Here is a 21507-nt window from a genome sequence, read left to right as displayed (position 1 = left end):
AACACTATGATAGCCGTAGAATTAGTCATCGTTCTGCTGGCCATTTTTTTAGGGGCCAGGTTAGGTGGTATCGGTATCGGCTTTGCGGGTGGGATTGGTGTTCTGGTATTGGCGATTATTGGCGTCAAACCCGGCAGCATTCCCTTTGACGTTATTTCAATCATTATGGCGGTTATTGCTGCAATCTCTGCAATGCAGGTCGCAGGCGGCATGGACTATCTGGTGCAGCAAACTGAAAAGTTACTGCGCAAGAACCCAAAACACATCACTATCCTTGCACCGGTGGTCACCTATTTTCTGACCATCTTTGCAGGGACAGGTAACATCTCTCTATCCGCTCTACCGGTGATTGCAGAAGTGGCGAAAGAACAAGGCATCAAACCTTGCCGTCCACTCTCTACCGCCGTAGTTTCCGCGCAAATCGCCATCACCGCATCACCAATTTCTGCGGCAGTAGTCTATATGTCTTCAGTCATGGAAGGCCACGGCGTCAGCTACTTACATCTGCTGATGATCGTCATTCCATCCACCCTGTGTGCCGTGCTGGTGATGTCACTTATCATCTCCTTATGCTTTAACTCCAAACTGTCAGATGACCCTATCTATCTGAAACGTTTGGAAGAGGGCCTGGTGACGCTACGTGGCGATACAGTAAAAGTGATCAAACCACGGGCTAAAACCTCTGTGCTGCTGTTCCTGGCGGGCGTATTGTGTGTTGTGGCTTATGCCATCATCAACAGTCCAAGTGTCGGTCTGGTGGCAACACCGCTGATGAACACCACCAATGCTATCCTGATCATCATGCTGAGTGTGGCGACTATCACCACGCTGGTCTGCTCGGTTGATACTGATTCAATCCTGAACTCCAGTACTTTCAAAGCCGGTATGAGTGCCTGTATCTGTATCCTGGGTGTAGCCTGGTTGGGTGATACCTTTGTGCAGCACAATCTGGAGTGGATTAAAGAGACTGCGGGTAGCTTGATTCAAGCTCACTCATGGTTGCTGGCGGTTATCTTCTTCTTCTGTTCAGCACTGCTTTACTCCCAGGCGGCAACTGCCAAGGCATTGATGCCAATGGCAATGGCGCTGAACGTTTCACCACTGGCAGCCATTGCATCTTTCGCTGCGGTTTCTGGTCTGTTCATTCTACCGACCTACCCAACACTGGTCGCCGCAGTACAAATGGATGACACCGGCACCACCCGCATTGGTCGCTTCGTGTTTAACCATCCGTTCTTCATCCCAGGCACCATCGGGGTAGCACTGGCCGTCTGTTTCGGCTTCGTGATGGGCGGTTTGGTTCTGTAATTTGTCAACTATCAATGGGGCGCGTCATGCGCCCTGTTTTCTCCGCCCTATCCCATCGTGACATAAATCATCTTCTGACCAGCCCCTGCTCGCGCTATAGTGTTCACTTCTTCATCTAAGTCACACAACCCACGAGGTTAAGATGTCTGATTGTGATGCAATTATTTGTGATGCAATTGTGGTATTGTGCACCGCCCCTGATGAAGCCAGCGCACAAGATTTAGCCGCGCAGGTTCTGGGTGAAAAACTGGCTGCCTGTGCGACATTGTTGCCAGGTGCGACCTCGATTTACTACTGGGAAGGCAAGCTCCAGCAAGAGTATGAAGTCCAGCTATTGTTCAAAAGCAATGTGGCTCATCAACATGCACTTCTCAGTTTTATCAAACAGCATCACCCCTACCAAACGCCGGAACTGCTGGTGTTACCGGTACGGGACGGAGATAAAGATTACCTGTCATGGCTCAACGCTTCCTTACTCTGATTCTGCTGCTGTGCAGCATTTTACTCGCGCCGCACAGCGCACAGGCTTCACTGTTTGGTGAAAATGCCGCTTTCGGCCAAAAAAGCAGCCAGAGCCGATTTATTCCGGTAGATCAAGCATTTGCCTTTGATTTTCGCCAGCAGGGCGACCAACTCACACTGAGTTGGCAGATTCACCCCGACTACTATCTGTATCGCCAGCAAATTAAAATTGTGCCGCAAAACGCCACTCTTGGCGCTTTCGCCCTGCCGGAAGGCATCGCGCATCATGATGAATTCTATGGTGAAGTGGCGATTTTCAAGCAGCAGTTAACACTGAAAATCCCCATTACACAGGCGGGTGATGGCGCGAGCGTTAGCGTAACCTATCAGGGCTGCGCCGAAGCAGGCTTCTGCTATCCGCCGGAAACACGAGTCGTGCCGCTGGCAGCGGTGCTCGCCGGAGCAACCCCTGCCCCCGCGACTGCAGCCACTGCACCTGCTACAAATGATGTGGCTCCGGCCCCGGCTGAATTGCCCTTCTCGCCATTGTGGGCGCTGTTGATTGGTATCGGCATCGCCTTTACCCCCTGCGTGTTGCCGATGTACCCCCTGATTTCAGCCATCATTCTTGGCCGTGAGAAGCCCCACAGTCAGCGGCGGATATTGCTGTTGGCGGTGATCTATGTGCAAGGGATGGCGCTGACCTACACCTTGCTCGGCTTGGTAGTCGCCGCGGCAGGGTTACAGTTTCAAGCCGCGCTACAGCACCCCTATGTGTTGATTGGGTTATCGGCGCTGTTCGTGCTGCTGGCGTTATCGATGTTTGGCCTCTATTCGCTGCAACTGCCCTCGTCACTGCAAACCCGCCTGGTACAGTGGAGCAGCAGCCAACGCGGCGGTTCACTGGCGGGTGTTTTTGCAATGGGCGCACTGGCGGGCCTGATCTGCTCGCCATGCACTACCGCCCCGCTTAGCGCCATCCTGCTGTATATCGCACAAAGCGGGAATATGCTGGCCGGTGGCGGCACGCTATATTTGTATGCATTGGGGATGGGTATTCCGCTGGTGATTGTGACACTGTTCGGCAACAAGCTGATCCCCCGCAGCGGCCCGTGGATGCAGTATGTCAAAGAAGCTTTCGGTTTCGTGATCCTGGCACTGCCGGTCTTCTTACTCGAAAGGGTGCTGGGGGATGTTTGGGGCTTGCGCTTATGGAGCCTACTGGCCGTCGCCTTCTTCGGCTGGGCCTTTGTCCTTAGCCTGAAAGCGCACTCTGGTTGGGCGCGGGCTTGCCAGCTATTACTGCTGGCAGCGCTGCTAATCGCCGCCCGTCCGCTACAGGATTGGGCCTTTAACGACCACAGATCGCCAAATGAGATTACCCATTTGGCGTTTAAGCCCGTCGCCAACTTACCGCAGTTGCAAGCCGCACTGGCCCAGGCACAGGGCAAGCCGGTGATGCTGGATCTGTACGCCGACTGGTGCGTCGCCTGCAAAGAGTTTGAAAAATATACCTTCAGTGATGAACAGGTACAGCGCCAGTTAGCCGATACCCTGCTAATTCAAGCCGATGTGACGGCTAACAGCGCCGAACATGCGGCGATGTTGAAAAAACTGAATGTGTTGGGCCTCCCCACCATCCTGTTTTTCGATGCACAGGGGAACGAGGTGACTGCTGCCAGAGTGACCGGCTTTATGGATGCTGCTGAGTTCTTGCAGCATTTAAAAAACCAGCGGCAGTAACTTCATTCGGCTTAGTGACTACAAAACATTAAGGTAATAAGCGATGCTCTCGGCCGCTTTGCGCCCCTCAGCAATCGCGGTCACTATCAGGTCAGCGCCGCGCACGATATCACCACCGGCGAAGATCTTGGGATTGCTGGTTTGATAGGGGTAACCGGAGATGGTCGGTGCCACCACTCGCCCCTGTTTATCCAGCACGACATTGTGTTCGGCCAACCACGACATACGATGCGGGCTGAAACCAAATGCCATAACCACCGCATCGGCAGGCACGATATGTTCAGAACCGGCGATTGGCTGGGCTTGCCGCCGCCCTTTGGCATCAGCCTGCCCCATTTCGGTTCGCACCATTTTGATGCCCGTCACCTGCCCCTGATCATCCACTTCAATCCGTTGCGGCTGGAGATTGAACATAAATTCCGCCCCCTCCTCGCGCGCATTTTTGACCTCGCGTTTGGAGCCGGGCATGCTCTTTTCATCGCGACGATAGGCACAAATGACATGAGCAGCTCGATGGCGCAGCGAGGTGCGCACACAATCCATCGCCGTATCGCCGCCACCTAACACCACCACCCGCTGGTTCTCCATACTGACATAAGGGTGAGCGCTGCTGGCGGAATAGCCCATCAGATGTTGGGTATTACCAATCAGAAATGGCAATGCATCGTAAACCCCTGAAGCATCTTCGTTTTCCAATCCAGAGCGCATCGAATGGTAGGTGCCGACGCCAAGAAAAAGCGCATCAAAATCACTGAGCAGACTCTCCATGGTGATATCGCGGCCAATTTCGGTATTCAGGCAAAACTCGACGCCCATCTCGCTGAAGATCTCGCGTCGACGGCTCATCACCCCTTTTTCCAATTTGAACGCCGGGATACCAAAGGTCAGTAAGCCGCCAATTTCGGGATAGCGATCAAACACCACAGGCGTGATGCCATTGCGCACCAGAATATCCGCGCAGCCTAAGCCCGCCGGCCCGGCACCAATAATCGCCACCCGCTTACCTGTCGGTTTAACCTGCGACATATCGGGCCGCCAGCCTGTTGCCAGTGCGCTCTCCGTGATATGCCGCTCAATCTGGCCAATGGTGACCGCCCCGTCGTGATCATTCAGTGTGCAGGCCTGCTCACACAGGCGATCTTGCGGGCATACGCGGCCACAAATCTCCGGCAAGCTACTGGTTTGATGGGATAACTCTGCCGCTTCGTGAATCCGCCCCTGATGAGCCAAGGCGATCCATTTTGGAATCGCATTATGCAGCGGGCAACTCCACTGGCAGATAGTTTTATCGCCACAATTCAGGCAGCGCTCAGCCTGCTCATTGATCTGACCGTCGGTGAACGGCAGATAGATTTCAGCAAAGCTGCTTTTGCGCTCCGCCAGGGGGATCTTTTTCGGCTCCTGCCGTGGGGTGCGTGGCCGCTGCAACAAGTTGACTGGGGCGACATCGCGGATATTTTTGCTTAGCGGGCTGAAAGTGTGAGTCACAGCGGCAGAAGTGGCGCTGCTAAATAGGCGGCCATTGTGCTCATTCAGTGCCGCGCGCTGATGTTTTAACCGCTGTTGGTTCAGCAGATAGTGCTGATCGACCAGTGTCAGCGCCTGAGTGGGGCACGTTTTGATGCAGGCTGGGCCATCCGGCTGGTCAACACAGAGATCGCATTTCTGCGCTTCTGTGCGCAAATAAGCATCGGCCAGACGATGGCTGGCAGGCTGGACAGTCTCAGTCACCACCATCATCATGCCAAATGGACAGGCGATGATGCAGGTTTTACAGCCAATACATTTTTCCTGAATAACCTGAACGCTGTTATTTATCTCAACAATGGCCCCATTGGGGCAAGTGCTGGCACAGGGGGCATCTTCACAGTGATGACAAAAGACCGCCGTCGCACTGACTCTGTTATTAAAGAGTTGCTGGCCTTTAAATACCTTAAGCCGTGGTGTGAAGTATTCCGGCTTCTCGGGGAATTTGCCCTCATGATGCGCCACCACACAAGCAACTTCACAACTCCGACAACCAATACAGCTTTCGGCGTCAGCAACAATAAATGGATTCATCTTATTTCTTCCCAGAAGTCATGCCATTGCTGGATAAATAGTTATTATTTGCAACAACTCGTCACAACTCTATCAATTCATTAACCATACAAACATAGTGGCTATGATATTGTGTTATTACAATTAATTTTTAATGCAAAAGAATCGTGCTATTGCCGATATTTTTGTCTAATTAACCGGGCAAATGCACAGAGTGAAAAAGTATTAAATTGGGGAGAAAAACATTCAAACAGGGAATTAACCCACTAACCCACCATTATAAAGAGAATTGATTGGCTTAATGCGAATTGATAAATTAATTATTCTCTTAATCACCCACGCTTAAATAGCGATCCAGATCACATTAATTTCAGAATTCAACGGCATTTTATTTAAATCAAGATTAATTGTGATGTTAACCCCATTGAGCTGTACAGCCACACAACAATTAAATAATTTACCCGCATTTTTTTGGGCCGATGCACAATGCGATTGATTGCCATTATCCATATAATGTCTACAGCGCTAACGAAGACATTTTTGCGAGTTAAATTTTGCAGTTATATAACACCAAATAAAAAATAGGTTATTGCATCTTATTCATAACGAATTTAAATGCGGCAACCTTAAAAATGATTTATAGAGGGTATAAAAATGAGTCTGGAAGCCGCTGTACCTGAAAAACGGACCCACGTCCGATATATAATATTATTAATTATCTTTATTGTGACTGCAATTAACTATGCTGACCGGGCAACATTATCGATTGCGGGCACTGAAGTGGCAAAAGAGCTACAATTAGATGCAGTTGCCATGGGGTATATTTTCTCTGCATTCGGTTGGGCTTACCTATTGATGCAAATACCCGGTGGCTGGCTGCTAGACCGCTACGGCTCCAAACGGGTCTACACCTACAGTTTATTCTTCTGGTCACTCTTCACCTTTACGCAAGGCTTTGTTGACATGTTCCCGATAGCCTATGCTGCTATCTCCATGTTTATCATGCGCTTTATGTTGGGTTTTTCTGAGGCTCCCTCCTTCCCGGCTAATGCCAGAATTGTTGCGGCCTGGTTCCCGACGAAAGAGAGGGGCACCGCATCAGCAATATTTAACTCCGCACAATACTTCTCGCTGGCGATATTCTCTCCACTGCTAGGTTATTTAACCTTTGCCTGGGGCTGGCAGCATGTATTTACCGTCATGGGTGGGTTAGGTTTTGTATTAACCATTGCTTGGGTTAAGTTTATTCATAACCCAACCGATCACCCTGATATGTCTGCTTCTGAGCTTGAATACATAAAACAAGGCGGTGCCGTTGTTGATATGGATCACAAAAAGCCAGATGGCCATAAGAGTGGCCCTAAATTAGATTACATGAAACAACTGTTATCTAGTCGTATGATGTTGGGCGTATTCTTTGGGCAATACTTCATTAATACTATCACCTGGTTCTTCCTGACGTGGTTCCCTATTTATCTGGTGCAAGATAAAGGGATGTCTATTCTAAAAGTGGGGATGGTTGCATCAATTCCCGCCTTATGTGGATTTGCCGGTGGTGTATTAGGCGGCGTATTCTCAGACTCACTGATTAAACGCGGCCATTCACTGACTTTTGCACGTAAAGTGCCGATCGTATTAGGCATGTTATTGGCATCAAGTATTATTCTGTGTAACTACGTCGACAGCGATTTCGTGGTTGTGGCATTGATGGCATTAGCCTTCTTCGGTAAAGGTTTCGGGGCCTTAGGTTGGCCGGTGATTGCCGATACCGCACCTAAAGAGATTGTCGGCCTGTGTGGGGGGATGTTTAACGTATTTGGTAATGTTGCTTCCATCGTCACACCTTTGGTTATCGGCTACTTGGTTAAAGAGTTACACTCCTTTAATGCAGCATTAATCTTTGTGGGTTGCTCTGCCATTATGGCGATGTTCTGTTACTTATTTATTGTCGGTGATATCAAACGGCTAGAATTGAAAACATCTTGATGGAATAAAAATAAGAAAAATGCGGCATTTAGAATAGTAACAGTTATGTTATCGAGATAAATATTATAAGGATAATATTATGAGCATTGGTCATAGTCCGGTAGACACCCCGCTTTATATTAAAGTCCAGGACGCGGATAACGTTGCCATTGTGGTGAATAACCATGGGCTTTGTGCTGGCACCCGGTTTAAATGTGGTCTCGAACTGATTGAGCATGTCCCGCAGGGCCATAAAGTCGCCTTGGTTGATATCCCTAAAGGTGGGGCGATTATTCGCTATGCTGAGGTGATTGGTTTGGCAGTGCGTGATATTGCCCGTGGTGGCTGGATAGATGAATCACTGGTCGAGTTACCCGCCGCACCGGCGCTGGAAAGCTTGCCCCTTGCCACCGCCGTCCCCGCGCCGCTGCCGCCACTGGAAGGTTATACCTTCGAGGGCTACCGCAATGCAGACGGCAGTGTCGGCACCAAAAACCTGCTCGCCATTACCACCAGCGTACATTGCGTGGCGGGCGTAGTGGACTATGTAGTCAATATTATTGAGCGCACACTACTGCCGAAATACCCGAATGTCGACGGCGTGGTGGCGCTAAATCACCTCTATGGCTGTGGCGTGGCAATCAATGCACCGGCGGCCGTGGTGCCAATTCGTACCATTCACAATCTGGCACTCAACCCCAATTTTGGCGGCGAAGTGATGGTGGTGGGCCTGGGCTGTGAAAAACTGCAACCTGAGCGCCTATTGGAAGGGACGCCGGATGTGCAGGTTATCTCACTGGATGAGAGTAATATTGTGCGCCTACAGGATGAGAAACACGTTGGCTTCCGCTCCATGGTTGATGACATCCTGCAACTGGCTGAAAAGCACCTGCAACGCCTGAACCTGCGTCAGCGCGAAACCTGCCCGGCCTCTGATCTGGTGGTAGGTATGCAGTGTGGCGGCAGCGATGCTTTTTCCGGTGTGACCGCTAACCCCGCGGTAGGCTACGCCTCTGACTTGCTGGTGCGCTGCGGGGCAACCGTCATGTTCTCGGAAGTGACCGAAGTCCGCGATGCCATCCACTTGCTAACACCACGCGCCGTTAACGAAGAGGTGGGTAGAAGGCTGCTCGAAGAGATGAAATGGTACGACGACTATCTCGAAACCGGTAAAACTGACCGTAGCGCCAACCCTTCGCCGGGTAACAAAAAGGGCGGGCTGGCTAACGTGGTTGAAAAAGCATTGGGTTCAATTGCCAAATCGGGCCGCAGCGCCATTGCGGAAGTGCTCTCGCCGGGCCAACGCCCAACTCAACGTGGATTGATCTTTGCTGCCACACCCGCCAGTGATTTCGTCTGCGGCACACAGCAACTGGCGTCTGGCATTACTGTGCAGGTGTTTACCACCGGGCGCGGCACACCATATGGTTTAGCCGCGGTGCCGGTGATCAAAATGGCAACACGCACCGATCTGGCCAATCGCTGGCATGATTTGATGGATATTGATGCCGGAACCATTGCTACCGGTGATGCAACAATCGAAGAGGTCGGTCAGCAATTATTTGAATTAATTCTGGATATTGCCAGCGACCGCAAACGCACCTGGTCAGATCAATGGGGGCTGCGCAATGCCTTGGCGGTGTTTAACCCAGCGCCTGTGACCTAACACTTTCCGCATCGCCAGCTGGCCGGGTCACTCATCCGGCCATTTTTTGCCCCCATTTTGCCGCTCTTCACGCCACTACTCTTGCTCACCCAACTGCAAGGCCACATACAGCAATAGGCGATCGTCGAAATTCGCCAAATCCAGCCCCGTCAGCTCCGAAATACGATTCAGCCGATACTCCAGGGTGTTGCGGTGAATAAACAGCGCTTTTGCCGTGGCAGTGGGTTGCACGTTGTGGCGAAACCAGCAGGCCAGGGTGCGGCGCAGCAGGCCATTACTGTCCATGGCCCGCAATTTGGCTAACGGCAGGGCCAACTCATTGGCTTGCCAGCCGCCGCGCAAACTGTCTAGCAGAACTGGCAACACCAGATCCTGATAGTAGTAGCTGCGCTGCTCCGGCAGCCGCTGTTTGCCCACCGCCATTGTGGTGCGGGCAGTGCGGTATGAGCGGGCAATGCTGCCGGGGCCGGTAAAGAAGTTCCCCAATGAGAGCCGCACCCGCAGGCGGCCTCGTTCCGTCATGCGAGAGAGCAACGACTCCATCCGCCGCCGGTGGTCGATGGCATCCCAGCGGCCATGGCTGTTCAGCGCCGGTTTCAGCACCACCATTTCGGTCAGGGACACAATCGCAATCAGGTTGTTGCGCTCCGGCGTCGTCAGTAGCGTTTGTAGCTCCTGCAGTTCTGACATTGCGCTATCGACACTCAACTGGCCGCTGTCCACATCCACCACCGCCACCACGCGCGGCTCATTAATATCGACCCCAAGGCGCTGCGCCCATTCAATCAGCGCGGGTGATATCTCTTCAGTACGAATTAGGTTGAGTACCAGCTCTTCACGCAGGCGGCTATCTTGCGCCAGCAAATGCACTAATCGCGCCTGCTCCATCATCATTTCTGCGGCCATACACACCAGTTCGCCATATTGGCGCAATTGGCCCGGATTACCGGTCAAACCAATCACGCCGACTATCTCACCCTCGAGGCGCAGCGGCAGGTTGATCCCCGGCCTGACGCCATGTAGTTGGCGGGCAACAGCGTCATCAATATCGACGATCCGACCATGAGAGAGCGACAATAGCGCCCCTTCATGCAGCTCACCGAGGCGCTCTTCATCGCCGCTGCCAATGATTCTCCCTTTACCATCCATCACATTAATATTGGTATCAATGATCTTCATGGTACGGGTAACTATCTCCTGGGCTAGCCGGGGATCAAGATTATATACACTCATAAGAGGGCCTCAGTTTGGGCTGATGCATTAGCATATGAGGTCTGATGGGGGATTACATTGGACAAATGCCCAACTTGCATCACAAAGAGAGAGAGTTGCGGTGAGGGTCACAAAAATGGCGAATGCAGGTGAGGTGTTGCGGGAAAATGTTGAGCTATCCGGCGGTCAGGGCCAATCGATCGTCAGCCCTGCTCGACAGAAAATTAGTCTTTGCCCGCTGCCATGCCAATCGCCAGTGTCGCGGCAATGTTCCGCGCGGCCCTGAACACATTATCAGCGGCACTATCCAGCGCCTGCTCTAGGGTGCAAATAGTGTAGATCACACTAAATACCGCATCCAGGCCATGCTCGTACACCACATCGACATCGTCGGTCAGACTACCGGCAATACCAATCACCGGTTTGTTATAGCGCTTGGCAACTCTGGCGACCCCAACGGGCACCTTGCCGTGAATGGTTTGGCTGTCGATACGCCCCTCGCCGGTAATCACAAAAGTTGCGTCGCGAACCAGCGCGTCCAGACCTAGGGCATCCGTCACAATATCGATGCCAGGACTCAAGCTCGCCCCACAAAATGCGAGCAGCCCCGCACCTAACCCACCCGCAGCCCCCGCCCCTTCGACCTGATCAACGTCAATATCCAAATAACGTTTAATCACACCGGCGTAGTGCAACAGCCCCTCATCCAACGAGGTGATCATGTCAGCTGTCGCGCCTTTCTGTGGCCCAAAAACAGCCGAGGCCCCTTCACTGCCCGTCAGCGGATTGGTGACATCACAGGCAACATCGATTTGACACTGCTGAATCCGCGGGTCGAGGGCGGTAGTATCAATCACATCCAGTTCAGCCAGTTCCCCCCCCCAAAACCTAGCTGTTGGCCCTGCTTATTCAGCAGCTTAACCCCAAGTGCCTGCACCATACCTGCGCCGCCATCATTGGTGGCACTGCCACCGATACCGATGATGATATGTTTCACCCCCTGATTCAGCGCATGAAGAATCAGTTCACCCGTGCCATAGGAGGTGGTTTTCAGTGGATTGCGCTGCGCCAGTGGCACCAGTTCTAGCCCGCTGGCGGCAGCCATTTCAATAAATGCGCACTGCTCATCACCGGAGATACCATAAAAAGCATCGACGTTATCACCTAACGGGCCGGTCACATCAACCTTGATAATCCTACCGGCCGTCGCCGCGACCATCGCTTCAACCGTGCCTTCGCCACCATCAGCAACTGGCAACTTGATATATTGCGCGTCAGGAAACTGGGTGCGAAAACCCGCTTCAATCTGCACCGCAACCTCTAGCGCGGATAAACTTTCTTTATAAGAGTCCGGGGCGATGACTATTTTCATAAATGATTCAATCTCATGAGCTATCCGACGTCACGCAGGCTCAGACTTTATCAACCAGCCGTTTTGGACTTCGGGATGCTTATCAGTATAGCTTTGCTACCCAATAGCCGGCACCGCAAGTGCCGGCACCACTGATTAACGTGTCACTTCAACTTTGGCCAATTTCTCGTAATAGCAGGCCAACGCACTGTGGTCGGCGTTGCCCAACCCATCCGCTTTCAATGCCTGCATCATCTCCATGACCGCCGCCGTCAATGGCAATTGCGCACCTACACCGTGAGAGGTGTCGAGGGCATTTGCCAGATCTTTGATATGTAAATCAATACGAAAACCCGGTTTGAAGTTGCGATCCATTACCATCGGCGCTTTGGCTTCCAGTACAGTGCTGCCCGCCAACCCACCGCGAATCGCCTGGAAGACCAGATCGGGATTCACCCCCGCCTTGGTCGCCAAGACCAGCGCTTCAGACATTGCCGCGATATTCAGCGCCACCACCACTTGATTCGCCAGTTTGGTCACATTACCGGCACCAATATCACCGGTATGCACCACTGAGCCGCCCATCGCTTTCATGATATCGAAGCAGTTGTCGAACACCGCTTTATCGCCACCGACCATCACTGACAAGGTGCTATCAATGGCTTTAGGTTCGCCACCACTAACCGGCGCATCTAACATGGCCACCTGTTTTACTGCCAGTGCTTCGCTAATTTCACGGCTGACCAAAGGGGCAATCGAACTCATATCAATCAACACAGCACCCGGTCTGGCACCTTCAATCACGCCGTTCTCACCCAAGACAACCTCTTTTACATGGGGTGAGTTAGGTAGCATGGTGATGATAATGTCACACTCTGCCGCCAGCGCTTTTGGCGTCGCCGCCGCAGTTGCCCCTGCACTAAGCAGCTCATCCAGTGCCGCAGCATTCCGATCAAGGACAATTAATGAGTAGCCTGCTTTCAGCAGATTTTTACTCATTGGCTTTCCCATAATTCCTAAACCAATAAAGCCGATTTTCATTTATTACTCCTCAATTTAAGTCGCAAGGCTGTCAATACGGCAGCGCTGAATGTTTGAAACAGACCCAACACTATTTTTTAAATTTGTCGCACAGCGCCTGAGTTGCACTGCGGAAGATACCCAAATCACTGCCGACCGCCACAAAGGTTGCCCCCCACTCCAGATAACGGCGGGCATCGGCATCAACTGGCGCCAGAATGCCGCTCGGTTTGCCCTGCGCTTTTGCGCGGTCAAAAATATGGCGAATCACTTTTTGTACTTCGGGATGGTTGGGTTGCCCCAAATAGCCCAGCGCAGCTGAGAGATCCCCCGGCCCGACAAATATGCCATCCACCCCCTCGACAGCGGCGATAGCATCCAGATTGTCGACCCCTAGCTGACTTTCGATTTGCACCAGCACGGTAATGTTGTCGTTGATGGTGGCGAAGTAGTCCGGCACGGTGCCGTAATTATTGCCCCGGTGAGAGACGGAAACGCCACGTATGCCCGCTGGCGGATAGCGGGTTGAAGCCACTGCACGGGTAGCCTCCTCTTCACTCTCAACGAAAGGAATCAGGAAGTTGTAGAAACCGATATCCAATAGCCGCTTGATAATAATCGGTTCATTGCAGGGTGCGCGCACCACGGGGGCACTGTTGCTGCCTTTCAGCGCCATAAGCTGCGGAATAAATGTCGTGACATCGTTCGGGGCATGTTCACCGTCCAATACCAACCAGTCGAAACCCGCCAGACCCAGCACTTCAGCTGAAATATGATTTGCCAGCGCACTCCAACAGCCGATAAGGGTTTGCCCCTGCTGTAGGTTGCGGCGGAACTGATTAGGATAATTTGGGAGACTCATTTTCGATCCTTATGATAGAACGCCCGGTCTGAACGAAGGCTCGATGCAGGACGTTATGCAATTCAGGTTGCCAGCGCACATGGCAAGCATTTCGTTGCTTAATCTTGCGCCTGTTTCTGTACGATTCGATATCGCTACAATTCACGATAATCATTATAGAAACCACGTTCCAATAAACCATCGGGCAAAAGAACAGGAATAATAAGTTATTAGTGAATGGTTCATAGGCAGATGCACAATATAATGCGGACTGCTTCACAGACTATGGCCTGCTGAAAATGGCATCACATTTAGAGTGCTAGCAATAAGCCACGAAAGAGTTAACCAAATCACGCCACAGTAGTGATAAGGTACGGAGTCAGCAGGTAGAGAGAGCTACCCCAGGTTGAGTGGCCTATCGTGTTGAACCCGTTGCGCGATAAACTACATTGCGCAATAGAGTGCGGTAAACCACACTTGCCAGAGACAAAGTGGAGGAGAGCAACGTGCAACGTGAACAAGTATTAAGCAGTGCGCTCAATCTGTTAGAGCAACAAGGACTGGCAAATACCACTCTGGAGATGCTGGCAAAAGAGGTCTCGCTCGAAATCAGTGACCTGACCCGTTTTTGGCCCGATCGCGAGGCATTACTGTATGACTGCCTGCGCTACCATGGCCAGCAGATAGATACCTGGCGGCGTCAGTTGCAGTTAGACGAAACCTTATCGCCGAAGCAAAAGCTCTTGGCGCGCTACCAAACGCTCAGTGAACAAGTGCAAAATCAGCGCTACCCCGGCTGCCTGTTTATTGCGGCGTGCAGTTTCTATCCCAATGACGAACATCCGATCCACCAGTTGGCAGAACAACAAAAGCAAGCATCATTGCACTATACACAAGAGCTATTGCGCGAGATGGATGCCGATGATGCGAGCATGGTCGCACAACAGATGGAGCTGATTCTGGAAGGTTGCCTAAGCAAGCTGCTAGTTAAGCGCCAGCTACAGGATGTTGAAGTTGCTAAACAGTTGGCGGAAGATGTATTGGATGTCGCGCAATGCCGTAAAAATGGTGCACTGAGCTAGCGGCTCAAAACAGAATTTGATGGCAATCTAGGTGGATTTCATCAATTCTTGTCTGAAAAGAGAGCGATCAGCACAGTTTTAACGGTTTTAAGCTATAAATTCGTTGACGATCAGCGGCCAATACGGTTTAATGCGCCCCGTTGCCCGGATAGCTCAGTCGGTAGAGCAGGGGATTGAAAATCCCCGTGTCCTTGGTTCGATTCCGAGTCCGGGCACCACTATTTAAAGAAACCAGCTTAACAGCTGGTTTTTTGCTTTCTGGCATTTGGACTCTCCATCGAACGCCGTTCGATTATTCGCCCTGCCAGCAGGACTCACCCCTTCGGGGCCGTCGCAAGCGACGTTCAACACCGCTCGCGGGTTGTCCGAGTCCGGGCACCATATTTAAAGAAACCAGCTTAATAGCTGGTTTTTTGCTTTCTGGCATTTGGACTCTCCATCGAACGCCGTTCGATTATTCGCCCTGCCAGCAGGACTCACCCCTTCGGGATTCTGGCTCCATTTCGCATCAAGATTATCTCCCTACCGTATATGCCAAAGCTCATTTAGTCGTATAGTGCCGTAGTATATAACGAGCTATTCAAAGGCTAATGCTGACTGTAAGATGATAACCTGCCGAAAAAATGATAATCCGCTTTATCCGACGTCGTGCTAAACACAATTTGCGATATTGACCTATATTTAGGGTATTACAGTGGATTAATCAGAATATAATCATAAAGCTATAGAACTATTATTGCTTGTATGAGATTTTTACCGAGAAAATCCACAACATAGTCTAATGCCGGATTTATTTTAAACGTCTTGTATCAAAACTGGTGCGTACTGATGAATAAATATGATGATATTAAGCAGTTTAAAGATAAAATAGACATGCAAGACATTAATTATAAAGAAATATCTGAAGGTGAAGCTAAAAAAAGTGGATCTACATGGGCATTAATAAAACAGATGTCATCGCAAGAGAGTAATTCACTGCTAGAAAATGGTCGGACGACACAGCCGACACCTCAACCTATTTCAGCCGCTGAGTTTGCCGAGCCTGACGCGTTAAAAAAAATGAGTGGAACGCGGCAGATAAATAGTGATTTTTTACAGAATCCCAGAACAGTAGCGCGACCTGCCATAATAGAGTCGCTTTTCCCTGCGCCACCTACGCCGACAACACCCGCGCCGGAGTCACATTCAGAGCATTCAACAGTCACATCGCCTCTTGCTGAACTCAAACCAACCACACAAATTTTATCCTCATCATTTGATAAGTTAGATTCAGGTAATAATACTGAATTTAAACATATTTTCTCGCCAAAGGGGCCTCAATCGCACCAGATTATTTTTGCCAAGTCCTCACGAGATATTCCTTTACAATCTCTGTTAGAGAGCATCGCCTTATGCCGTTAGTTTGTATATGTTCACCGAAAGGTGGTGTAGGTAAAACAACTTTTGCAGCCAATTTGGCACATTCACTGGCTCGTAGTGGCAGTAAAGTCTTAGTAATTGATTTTGATGTACAAAATGCTCTACGTTTACATTTTGGTGTGCCGTTATCCGATGAACGTGGTTATGTCTCTGAATCAGACCATGCATCTGACTGGAGTCAATTTATTCTTAAGGCGGGTACTAATACCTTTGTGTTGCCTTATGGTGATGTTGACGAAGATAAACGGCTGGCATTTGAACACAAATTAATTTCTGATCCGCATTTTTTACAGCGCGGGCTACATTCAGTTCTGAATTACCCCGGATTAGTGGTCATTGCAGATTTTCCACCCGGCCCAAGTCCGGCATTAAAAACGATGCAGGGAATTGCCGATATGCATTTGGTTGTGATGCTGGCAGATACCGCATCCTTATCACTATTACCTCAAGTCGAGAAAGGTAAGCTCACTGGTGCACCTCTGGACAACAAATTGGGCACCTATTTCGTGGTCAACCAAAGTGATAATCGTCGCCAAATTAGCCAGGATGTCTCGCAATTCTTCGAGCAACGCTTAGGCGATCAATTGTTAGGGATGATTCACCGGGATGAGTGCGTCCCGGAGGCCAATGCCTCCCAGCGCTCCATTATTGATTTCAGTCCCGTATCAGCGGCAGCATTTGATATTGAGCTCATAAGCAAAAAAGTTGCCGCTATTTTGGGAATAAAAATCGGTGGGGGTGATGTTTACTCGACACCTAAACATGATTTATACAATTAGTGGCTGAATTCAATATGAAGAAAATTCATTTTTATCTTCTGTTATTACTGTTATTCCCGGTAGCTATATTGGTTATCGTCACACCGATGGACAGTAACAAGCAGTATATATTCGGGTTATTCAGCATTGCTATGTTCTTTTTGCTTGGATTAAGCAAAAACAGAAAAGCGACAATCGTGATGACTGTATTGTCATTCTTAATGTCATCTCGATATATCTATTGGCGCACGACTGAAACACTTCATTTTGGTTCAGTGACTGAAACCATATTGGGTATTCTGCTTTACACGGCTGAACTTTATATTTGGGTGATCCTCTCACTTAGCTATTTGCAAACAATCTGGCCGCTGAAAAGATCTATCGAACCCCTTCCCGAAGATACAAGTTTATGGCCAACTGTTGATGTTTACATCCCAACGTATAATGAAAGTCTCGATGTGGTTCGAGATACCATACTGGCAGCTCAATGCATTGATTATCCAAAAGAAAAATTAAAAATATATGTATTGGATGACGGGAAGCGTACTGAGTTTGCTGTATTTGCTGCAGATGTGGGGGTCGGTTATATCACCCGTAATGATAACCTCCATGCCAAAGCAGGTAACCTTAACCATGCAATGAAAATTACCCACGGTGAACTAATCTGTGTTTTCGATTGCGACCATGTTGCTACTCGAGGCTTTTTGCAAGCAACGGTAGGCAGTTTCCTCGCTGATAAGCGTTTAGCGCTAATACAAACCCCACATTACTTTTATTCCCCCGACCCGTTTGAGCGTAATTTATCGACTGGTCGTAATATTCCTAACGAGGGCGCACTATTTTATGGCCCAATTCAACAAGGGAATGATAACTGGAATGCCGCATTTTTCTGTGGTTCATGCGCAGTTATTCGCCGCAGTGCCTTGGATGAAATAGGTGGTTTCGCCGTAGAAACGGTGACTGAAGATTCACATACCGCCTTGAAATTACAACGTTTGGGCTGGAACTCTGCCTTTATTGCTATCCCATTAGCCGCGGGTCTAGCCACGGAGCGTTTAGCATTACATGTCATCCAGCGAACTCGCTGGGCGCGTGGTATGACACAAATTTTCCGGATTGATAATCCCCTACTCGGCCGTGGGCTATCTCTCCCTCAGAGATTGTGCTACCTCAACGCCATGATCTATTACCAATTTGGTTTACCACGGGTCATATTCTTACTTGCCCCATTGGGCTACCTCCTCTTTAACCAGAGTATTATTGCGTCTTCAGCAGAATTGATATTCGCTTACGTTCTGCCCCACTTAATTATGTCTCTTGCCATTAATTCACGAAGTAACGGCCGTTTCCGCTACTCCTTCTGGGGAGAGGTTTATGAGACAGTGATGGCATTCCATTTGGTTATTCCAACCATTGTTACAATGATTTCACCCAAACGTGGCAAATTTAATGTTACCGATAAAGGTGATCTACTCGATAAGAGCTTTTTCGACTTTAATATTGTCCGCCCGCATATTATTGCAGTAGTTCTGATGTTTCTTGGTATTGTATGGGGCTTAATCAGGGTAGCAATGCCCGATTATTTTGGCGTTAATCCGAATGTAATCGCCCTCAACGTGGCTTGGGCCACTTTCAGCGTCATCATTTTACTGGCCGCTATTTCTGTCGCGAGAGAAACACGTCAAACCCGTAAAACGATCCGTATTGATGTTCAAGTGCCGGCCATTATTCATTATGACAACGGAATATCACTGCGGACTCACACCCTAGACCTTTCAATGGGTGGCGTTCGCCTGGCCGTGAGTGAAGATAATTACCCGACTGAAGGTATTGAAGAGGTGGAGTTATTATTACACCGAGGTGCCGTCAGCCTACCAGTTAAGCTTATTGATGTTGAACCTGATGCTGTCCGTTTAATGTTTGGTGAGATCCCATTAGATAAGCGCCGCGAACTGGTTCGTATTGTACTGGCACGGGCTGATGCATGGATTACTGAGCCTCATCCTCAAGACCGGCCATTACACTCACTGGGTACTATTATCCGCTGTGCGTTCGAACTCTTTTATTTGCCTTGGAAAGAGCGCCGTGCCAAGAAGAAAAACCTTGCTCTGCTGAAAAAAGGAAATGAGGCATGAAGGTGATATTGCGCAAACTATTGCCAGCCGTTTGGTTTGCCACTGTGATGGCTTCTAGTTCTCTGATTCTTATTCCTGTCAGTGGATTTGCTGTCGACACTTATTTAGGGGCGGGACAAGAACCACAAACCACAGAAGCGGCCACTGAGGGCGATTTCCCTTTATTACCTCGGCCACAAAGTGATAGCCAAGCTTCAGGGGATATGGTGCCTCCGTCAGATAATTATCCTGCGGCAGTCAGTGCGCCGGAAAATCGCCCATTACCCACAGCGCCGATAGCGCTAAATAGTGATAATAGCACTCTGGTAACACGCCCGGTTTCATATAATGCCATCGTTAATACCACTATTACGGTGAAAGATATGGGGCAACCCAACGGACTGCTATTAAGTGGTGGTCAGTTGCAATCCGGTATTGTTTTCACTTTGCCAAATGACTTGGTTATTACTAACGCCAAGTTATCGCTAGCACTTAAAATATCGCCAGAATTAGCGAGCAAAAATTACAGTTTACAGTTGATGCTGAACGGCCAGCCTTTAGGCGCTATACCACTGAATCAATCGAGTGATAAAAGCGCGATATATCAAGTTGATGTTCCTGCTGCGATGGTGGTTGCTACTAATAATCTGAGCATGAGCATTACCGGAGACAACAGCGCGTTACAGTGTGAAACCGATCAACTGAATAAGTTCTGGGTGAGTATTTTACCGACCTCAAGTATTCATTTAGAAGGTCAGCAACTCAATCTCGGTAAGAATCTGGGGATATTACCACGGCCATTCTTTGACATCATGCAGATGAAAGAGACCAAAGTGGTCATGGCATTCCCGGCCAATATCCGTGCTGATGTGATTGCCGCAGCGGCAGGTGTTGCATCCTGGTTTGGTTATCAAGCCAATTACCGTGATATTGATTTCCCAGTGCAATTTGATTCACTACCCGAGGGAAATGGGATCATATTTGGTCAGCCGGGCGAGCATATCGGGGATTTTGTTTTGCCGCAAAGTAGTGGCCCTAGTCTGCAATTAATTGATAACCCACAGAATCCAGTGGCTAAATTACTATTAGTTATTGGCCGCAATAATGAAGAGTTGCGTCAGGCGGTATGGCGTTTAACTTCAACTACACTGCCGCAGGATGTCAGTAGCCTGGATATTAAGCCGCAATCTATTGCGAAAAGTTTAGCCTATGACGCACCCCGTTGGATTAATACCGAACACCCGGTATTACTTAAATCATTAGTGCCAAGCCTCGACGACCTAACAGCCAATGGCATTTACCATGACGGTATTCGTGTGGGTTTCCGAGCGGCACCCGATCTATTTATGTGGGATGGCGAAACTATTCCGATTCATATCGGCTACCGCTTCCCCATTGAAAATTGGATTGATGAGAATACCTCCCAGCTCAACGTGTCAATTAACAATACATTCTTGTATAACTTGCCAGTAAATAAGAAAGGGCTGGTTGAAGCCTTGTGGCGAACGCTAGGCGGTGACACCCGTCAGGAGAGCTATACCTTACGTTTATCCCCTTATTTGATTTATGGTGATAACCAATTAGAGTTCTATTTCGCGATTAACCCAAAAGCGGGAACACCGTGTAATCTATTAAATAACAACAATATCAAGAGCCGAATTGAACCAGATTCTTATATCGATTTGAGTCACACTTATCACTTTACCTTGTTGCCGAATCTCTCTTATTTTGTCGGCGCGTCGTTCCCTTTCACCCGCTTGGCTGATTTCTCGCAAACCTTGATTATATTGCCGGAAAAACCAAGTAAAACAGAGGTGCGTACTTTACTTGATTTGGCGGCCCGCGCGGGTAATTCAACCGGTAAACCGATTATACATGTCAACGTAAAACTGGGCGTGCCGGGTAATGCACAAAATGACCCACTCTTCACTGATAACGATATTTTGGTGGTTTCAGTGTTAGAACACGCTAATTTCGCTCAGACACTATTAACCGGGACATCATTCAGCCTGGATAATGGAGTGCTGTCAGTGAAAGAGCCGTCGGCCGTGGAAAAGGCGATTGATTACCTCACTGGTTTTTGGTTCCGCCAGCAAGTTGAAGCAGACCGCTACCTCTCCTCCACCGATAATTGGCGTGGCTTCCTGAGTTTCCGCTCCACCTGGAATCCACAGAAAGTCGTGGTATTAGCAACCGCCACTGGTGATGACCAATTAGCCAATATTCACGGCGATTTGAAATCATCAACCGTCAATGCCGGAGTCCGTGGTGATTTAGCAATTATTACCAATGAAAATGGCGTGCGCAGTTTTAGCGTCGGGGAGCAATTCCCACGGGGTGAATTACCCTGGTATCAAATGATTGTTTGGTATGCCAGCCAACATATTGTGATTCTGGCACTACTCGCCCTACTGACCTCAGTCATTATTGGTTTGAGTATGTTTGCCCTATTAAAACGCCGTGCAGCATTGCGCTTAGGTAAAGATCCTGAAAAATGATAATACAACTGTTGATGGCATGGCCTTA

14 protein-coding genes, 1 tRNA gene and 1 pseudogene are annotated in these 21507 nt (G+C 49.5%); 11 read left to right on the top strand and 5 right to left on the bottom strand.

Annotated features, from left to right (window positions below; genetic code table 11):
- Positions 1–6: 6 nt before the first annotated feature.
- From HRK25_RS08135 to HRK25_RS08125, 3 genes are all read left to right on the top strand, one after another.
- Positions 7–1308 carry an anaerobic C4-dicarboxylate transporter gene (locus HRK25_RS08135; protein ID WP_005275827.1) on the top strand — a complete coding sequence of 434 codons (1302 nt, stop codon included), beginning with the start codon at positions 7–9 and terminating at the stop codon, positions 1306–1308.
- Between the two features lie 142 nt (positions 1309–1450).
- Entirely contained in the window at positions 1451–1789 is a 339-nt protein-coding gene (gene cutA / locus HRK25_RS08130; RefSeq protein WP_032898201.1) for a divalent cation tolerance protein CutA, read from the top strand.
- Positions 1765–3513, top strand: a complete 1749-nt coding sequence (locus tag HRK25_RS08125) for a protein-disulfide reductase DsbD (protein WP_005275832.1) — start codon at positions 1765–1767, stop codon at positions 3511–3513. Before cutA ends, HRK25_RS08125 begins: the two co-directional genes overlap by 25 nt.
- Before the next feature lie 18 nt (positions 3514–3531).
- Here HRK25_RS08125 and aegA read toward each other — a convergent pair whose 3' ends face one another.
- Positions 3532–5574 (bottom strand): formate-dependent uric acid utilization protein AegA, encoded by a 2043-nt coding sequence (aegA, locus tag HRK25_RS08120; protein ID WP_005275836.1) that lies wholly within the window; start codon positions 5572–5574, stop codon positions 3532–3534.
- Between the two features lie 633 nt (positions 5575–6207).
- Between aegA and HRK25_RS08115 the strand changes: the two genes are divergently transcribed.
- Together HRK25_RS08115 and garD are read left to right on the top strand one after the other, a co-directional pair.
- Entirely contained in the window at positions 6208–7539 is a 1332-nt protein-coding gene (locus HRK25_RS08115; protein ID WP_005275841.1) for an MFS transporter, read from the top strand.
- A gap of 79 nt (positions 7540–7618) precedes the next feature.
- Positions 7619–9184 carry a galactarate dehydratase gene (garD, locus tag HRK25_RS08110; RefSeq protein WP_005275845.1) on the top strand — a complete coding sequence of 522 codons (1566 nt, stop codon included), beginning with the start codon at positions 7619–7621 and terminating at the stop codon, positions 9182–9184.
- Between the two features lie 75 nt (positions 9185–9259).
- Here the strand turns inward: garD and HRK25_RS08105 are convergent, their stop codons facing one another.
- The 4 genes and pseudogenes from HRK25_RS08105 to garL all read right to left on the bottom strand — a co-directional run bounded on the left by HRK25_RS08105 (position 9260) and on the right by garL (position 13629).
- Positions 9260–10417: a CdaR family transcriptional regulator gene (locus HRK25_RS08105; RefSeq protein WP_032898202.1), complete on the bottom strand. Its 1158-nt coding sequence runs from the start codon at positions 10415–10417 to the stop codon at positions 9260–9262.
- Between the two features lie 203 nt (positions 10418–10620).
- Positions 10621–11768: pseudogene (locus HRK25_RS08100) on the bottom strand (glycerate kinase).
- 135 nt (positions 11769–11903) lie between these two features.
- Entirely contained in the window at positions 11904–12788 is an 885-nt protein-coding gene (gene garR, locus HRK25_RS08095; protein ID WP_005275855.1) for a 2-hydroxy-3-oxopropionate reductase, read from the bottom strand.
- Between the two features lie 70 nt (positions 12789–12858).
- Complete coding sequence (gene garL / locus HRK25_RS08090; protein WP_005275858.1) at positions 12859–13629, bottom strand: 2-dehydro-3-deoxyglucarate aldolase; 771 nt, start codon at positions 13627–13629, stop codon at positions 12859–12861.
- A gap of 485 nt (positions 13630–14114) precedes the next feature.
- On the opposite strand from garL, the gene HRK25_RS08085 reads away from it, so the two are divergent.
- From HRK25_RS08085 to bcsB, 6 genes are all read left to right on the top strand, one after another.
- Complete coding sequence (locus tag HRK25_RS08085) at positions 14115–14690, top strand: transcriptional regulator (protein WP_032898203.1); 576 nt, start codon at positions 14115–14117, stop codon at positions 14688–14690.
- 142 nt (positions 14691–14832) lie between these two features.
- Positions 14833–14908 (top strand) — tRNA-Phe (locus HRK25_RS08080).
- Between the two features lie 610 nt (positions 14909–15518).
- The gene (bcsO, locus tag HRK25_RS08075; protein WP_005276642.1) at positions 15519–16091 is read left to right on the top strand and encodes a cellulose biosynthesis protein BcsO; all 573 of its coding nucleotides are present in this window, start codon (positions 15519–15521) and stop codon (positions 16089–16091) included.
- Positions 16082–16888, top strand: coding sequence for a cellulose biosynthesis protein BcsQ (bcsQ, locus tag HRK25_RS08070; protein ID WP_032898359.1), 807 nt, complete (start codon positions 16082–16084; stop codon positions 16886–16888). Before bcsO ends, bcsQ begins: the two co-directional genes overlap by 10 nt.
- 14 nt (positions 16889–16902) lie before the next feature.
- Positions 16903–19002, top strand: a complete 2100-nt coding sequence (gene bcsA, locus HRK25_RS08065) for a UDP-forming cellulose synthase catalytic subunit (protein WP_074007316.1) — start codon at positions 16903–16905, stop codon at positions 19000–19002.
- Positions 18999–21479: a cellulose biosynthesis cyclic di-GMP-binding regulatory protein BcsB gene (gene bcsB / locus HRK25_RS08060; RefSeq protein ID WP_032898360.1), complete on the top strand. Its 2481-nt coding sequence runs from the start codon at positions 18999–19001 to the stop codon at positions 21477–21479. The genes bcsA and bcsB overlap by 4 nt, the downstream gene beginning before the upstream one ends.
- Positions 21480–21507 lie beyond the last annotated feature (28 nt).

This window comes from Yersinia bercovieri ATCC 43970 (assembly GCF_013282745.1).
GTDB lineage: Bacteria > Pseudomonadota > Gammaproteobacteria > Enterobacterales > Enterobacteriaceae > Yersinia > Yersinia bercovieri.
Note: the sequence above shows the minus strand (reverse complement) of the source record. Positions and strands in the feature narration are given on the sequence as shown.

Excerpts from the sequence above, each read along its gene's own strand:
- bcsQ (WP_032898359.1), top strand. The coding sequence starts at position 16,082 with ATGCCGTTAGTTTGTATATGTTCACCGAAAGGTGGTGTAGGTAAAACA.
- bcsB (WP_032898360.1), top strand. The coding sequence starts at position 18,999 with ATGAAGGTGATATTGCGCAAACTATTGCCAGCCGTTTGGTTTGCCACT.
- garL (WP_005275858.1), bottom strand. The coding sequence starts at position 13,629 with ATGAGTCTCCCAAATTATCCTAATCAGTTCCGCCGCAACCTACAGCAG.
- HRK25_RS08115 (WP_005275841.1), top strand. The coding sequence starts at position 6,208 with ATGAGTCTGGAAGCCGCTGTACCTGAAAAACGGACCCACGTCCGATAT.
- HRK25_RS08125 (WP_005275832.1), top strand. The coding sequence starts at position 1,765 with ATGGCTCAACGCTTCCTTACTCTGATTCTGCTGCTGTGCAGCATTTTA.
- bcsO (WP_005276642.1), top strand. The coding sequence starts at position 15,519 with ATGAATAAATATGATGATATTAAGCAGTTTAAAGATAAAATAGACATG.
- bcsA (WP_074007316.1), top strand. The coding sequence starts at position 16,903 with ATGAAGAAAATTCATTTTTATCTTCTGTTATTACTGTTATTCCCGGTA.
- HRK25_RS08105 (WP_032898202.1), bottom strand. The coding sequence starts at position 10,417 with ATGAGTGTATATAATCTTGATCCCCGGCTAGCCCAGGAGATAGTTACC.
- aegA (WP_005275836.1), bottom strand. The coding sequence starts at position 5,574 with ATGAATCCATTTATTGTTGCTGACGCCGAAAGCTGTATTGGTTGTCGG.
- garD (WP_005275845.1), top strand. The coding sequence starts at position 7,619 with ATGAGCATTGGTCATAGTCCGGTAGACACCCCGCTTTATATTAAAGTC.
- HRK25_RS08135 (WP_005275827.1), top strand. The coding sequence starts at position 7 with ATGATAGCCGTAGAATTAGTCATCGTTCTGCTGGCCATTTTTTTAGGG.
- cutA (WP_032898201.1), top strand. The coding sequence starts at position 1,451 with ATGTCTGATTGTGATGCAATTATTTGTGATGCAATTGTGGTATTGTGC.
- garR (WP_005275855.1), bottom strand. The coding sequence starts at position 12,788 with ATGAAAATCGGCTTTATTGGTTTAGGAATTATGGGAAAGCCAATGAGT.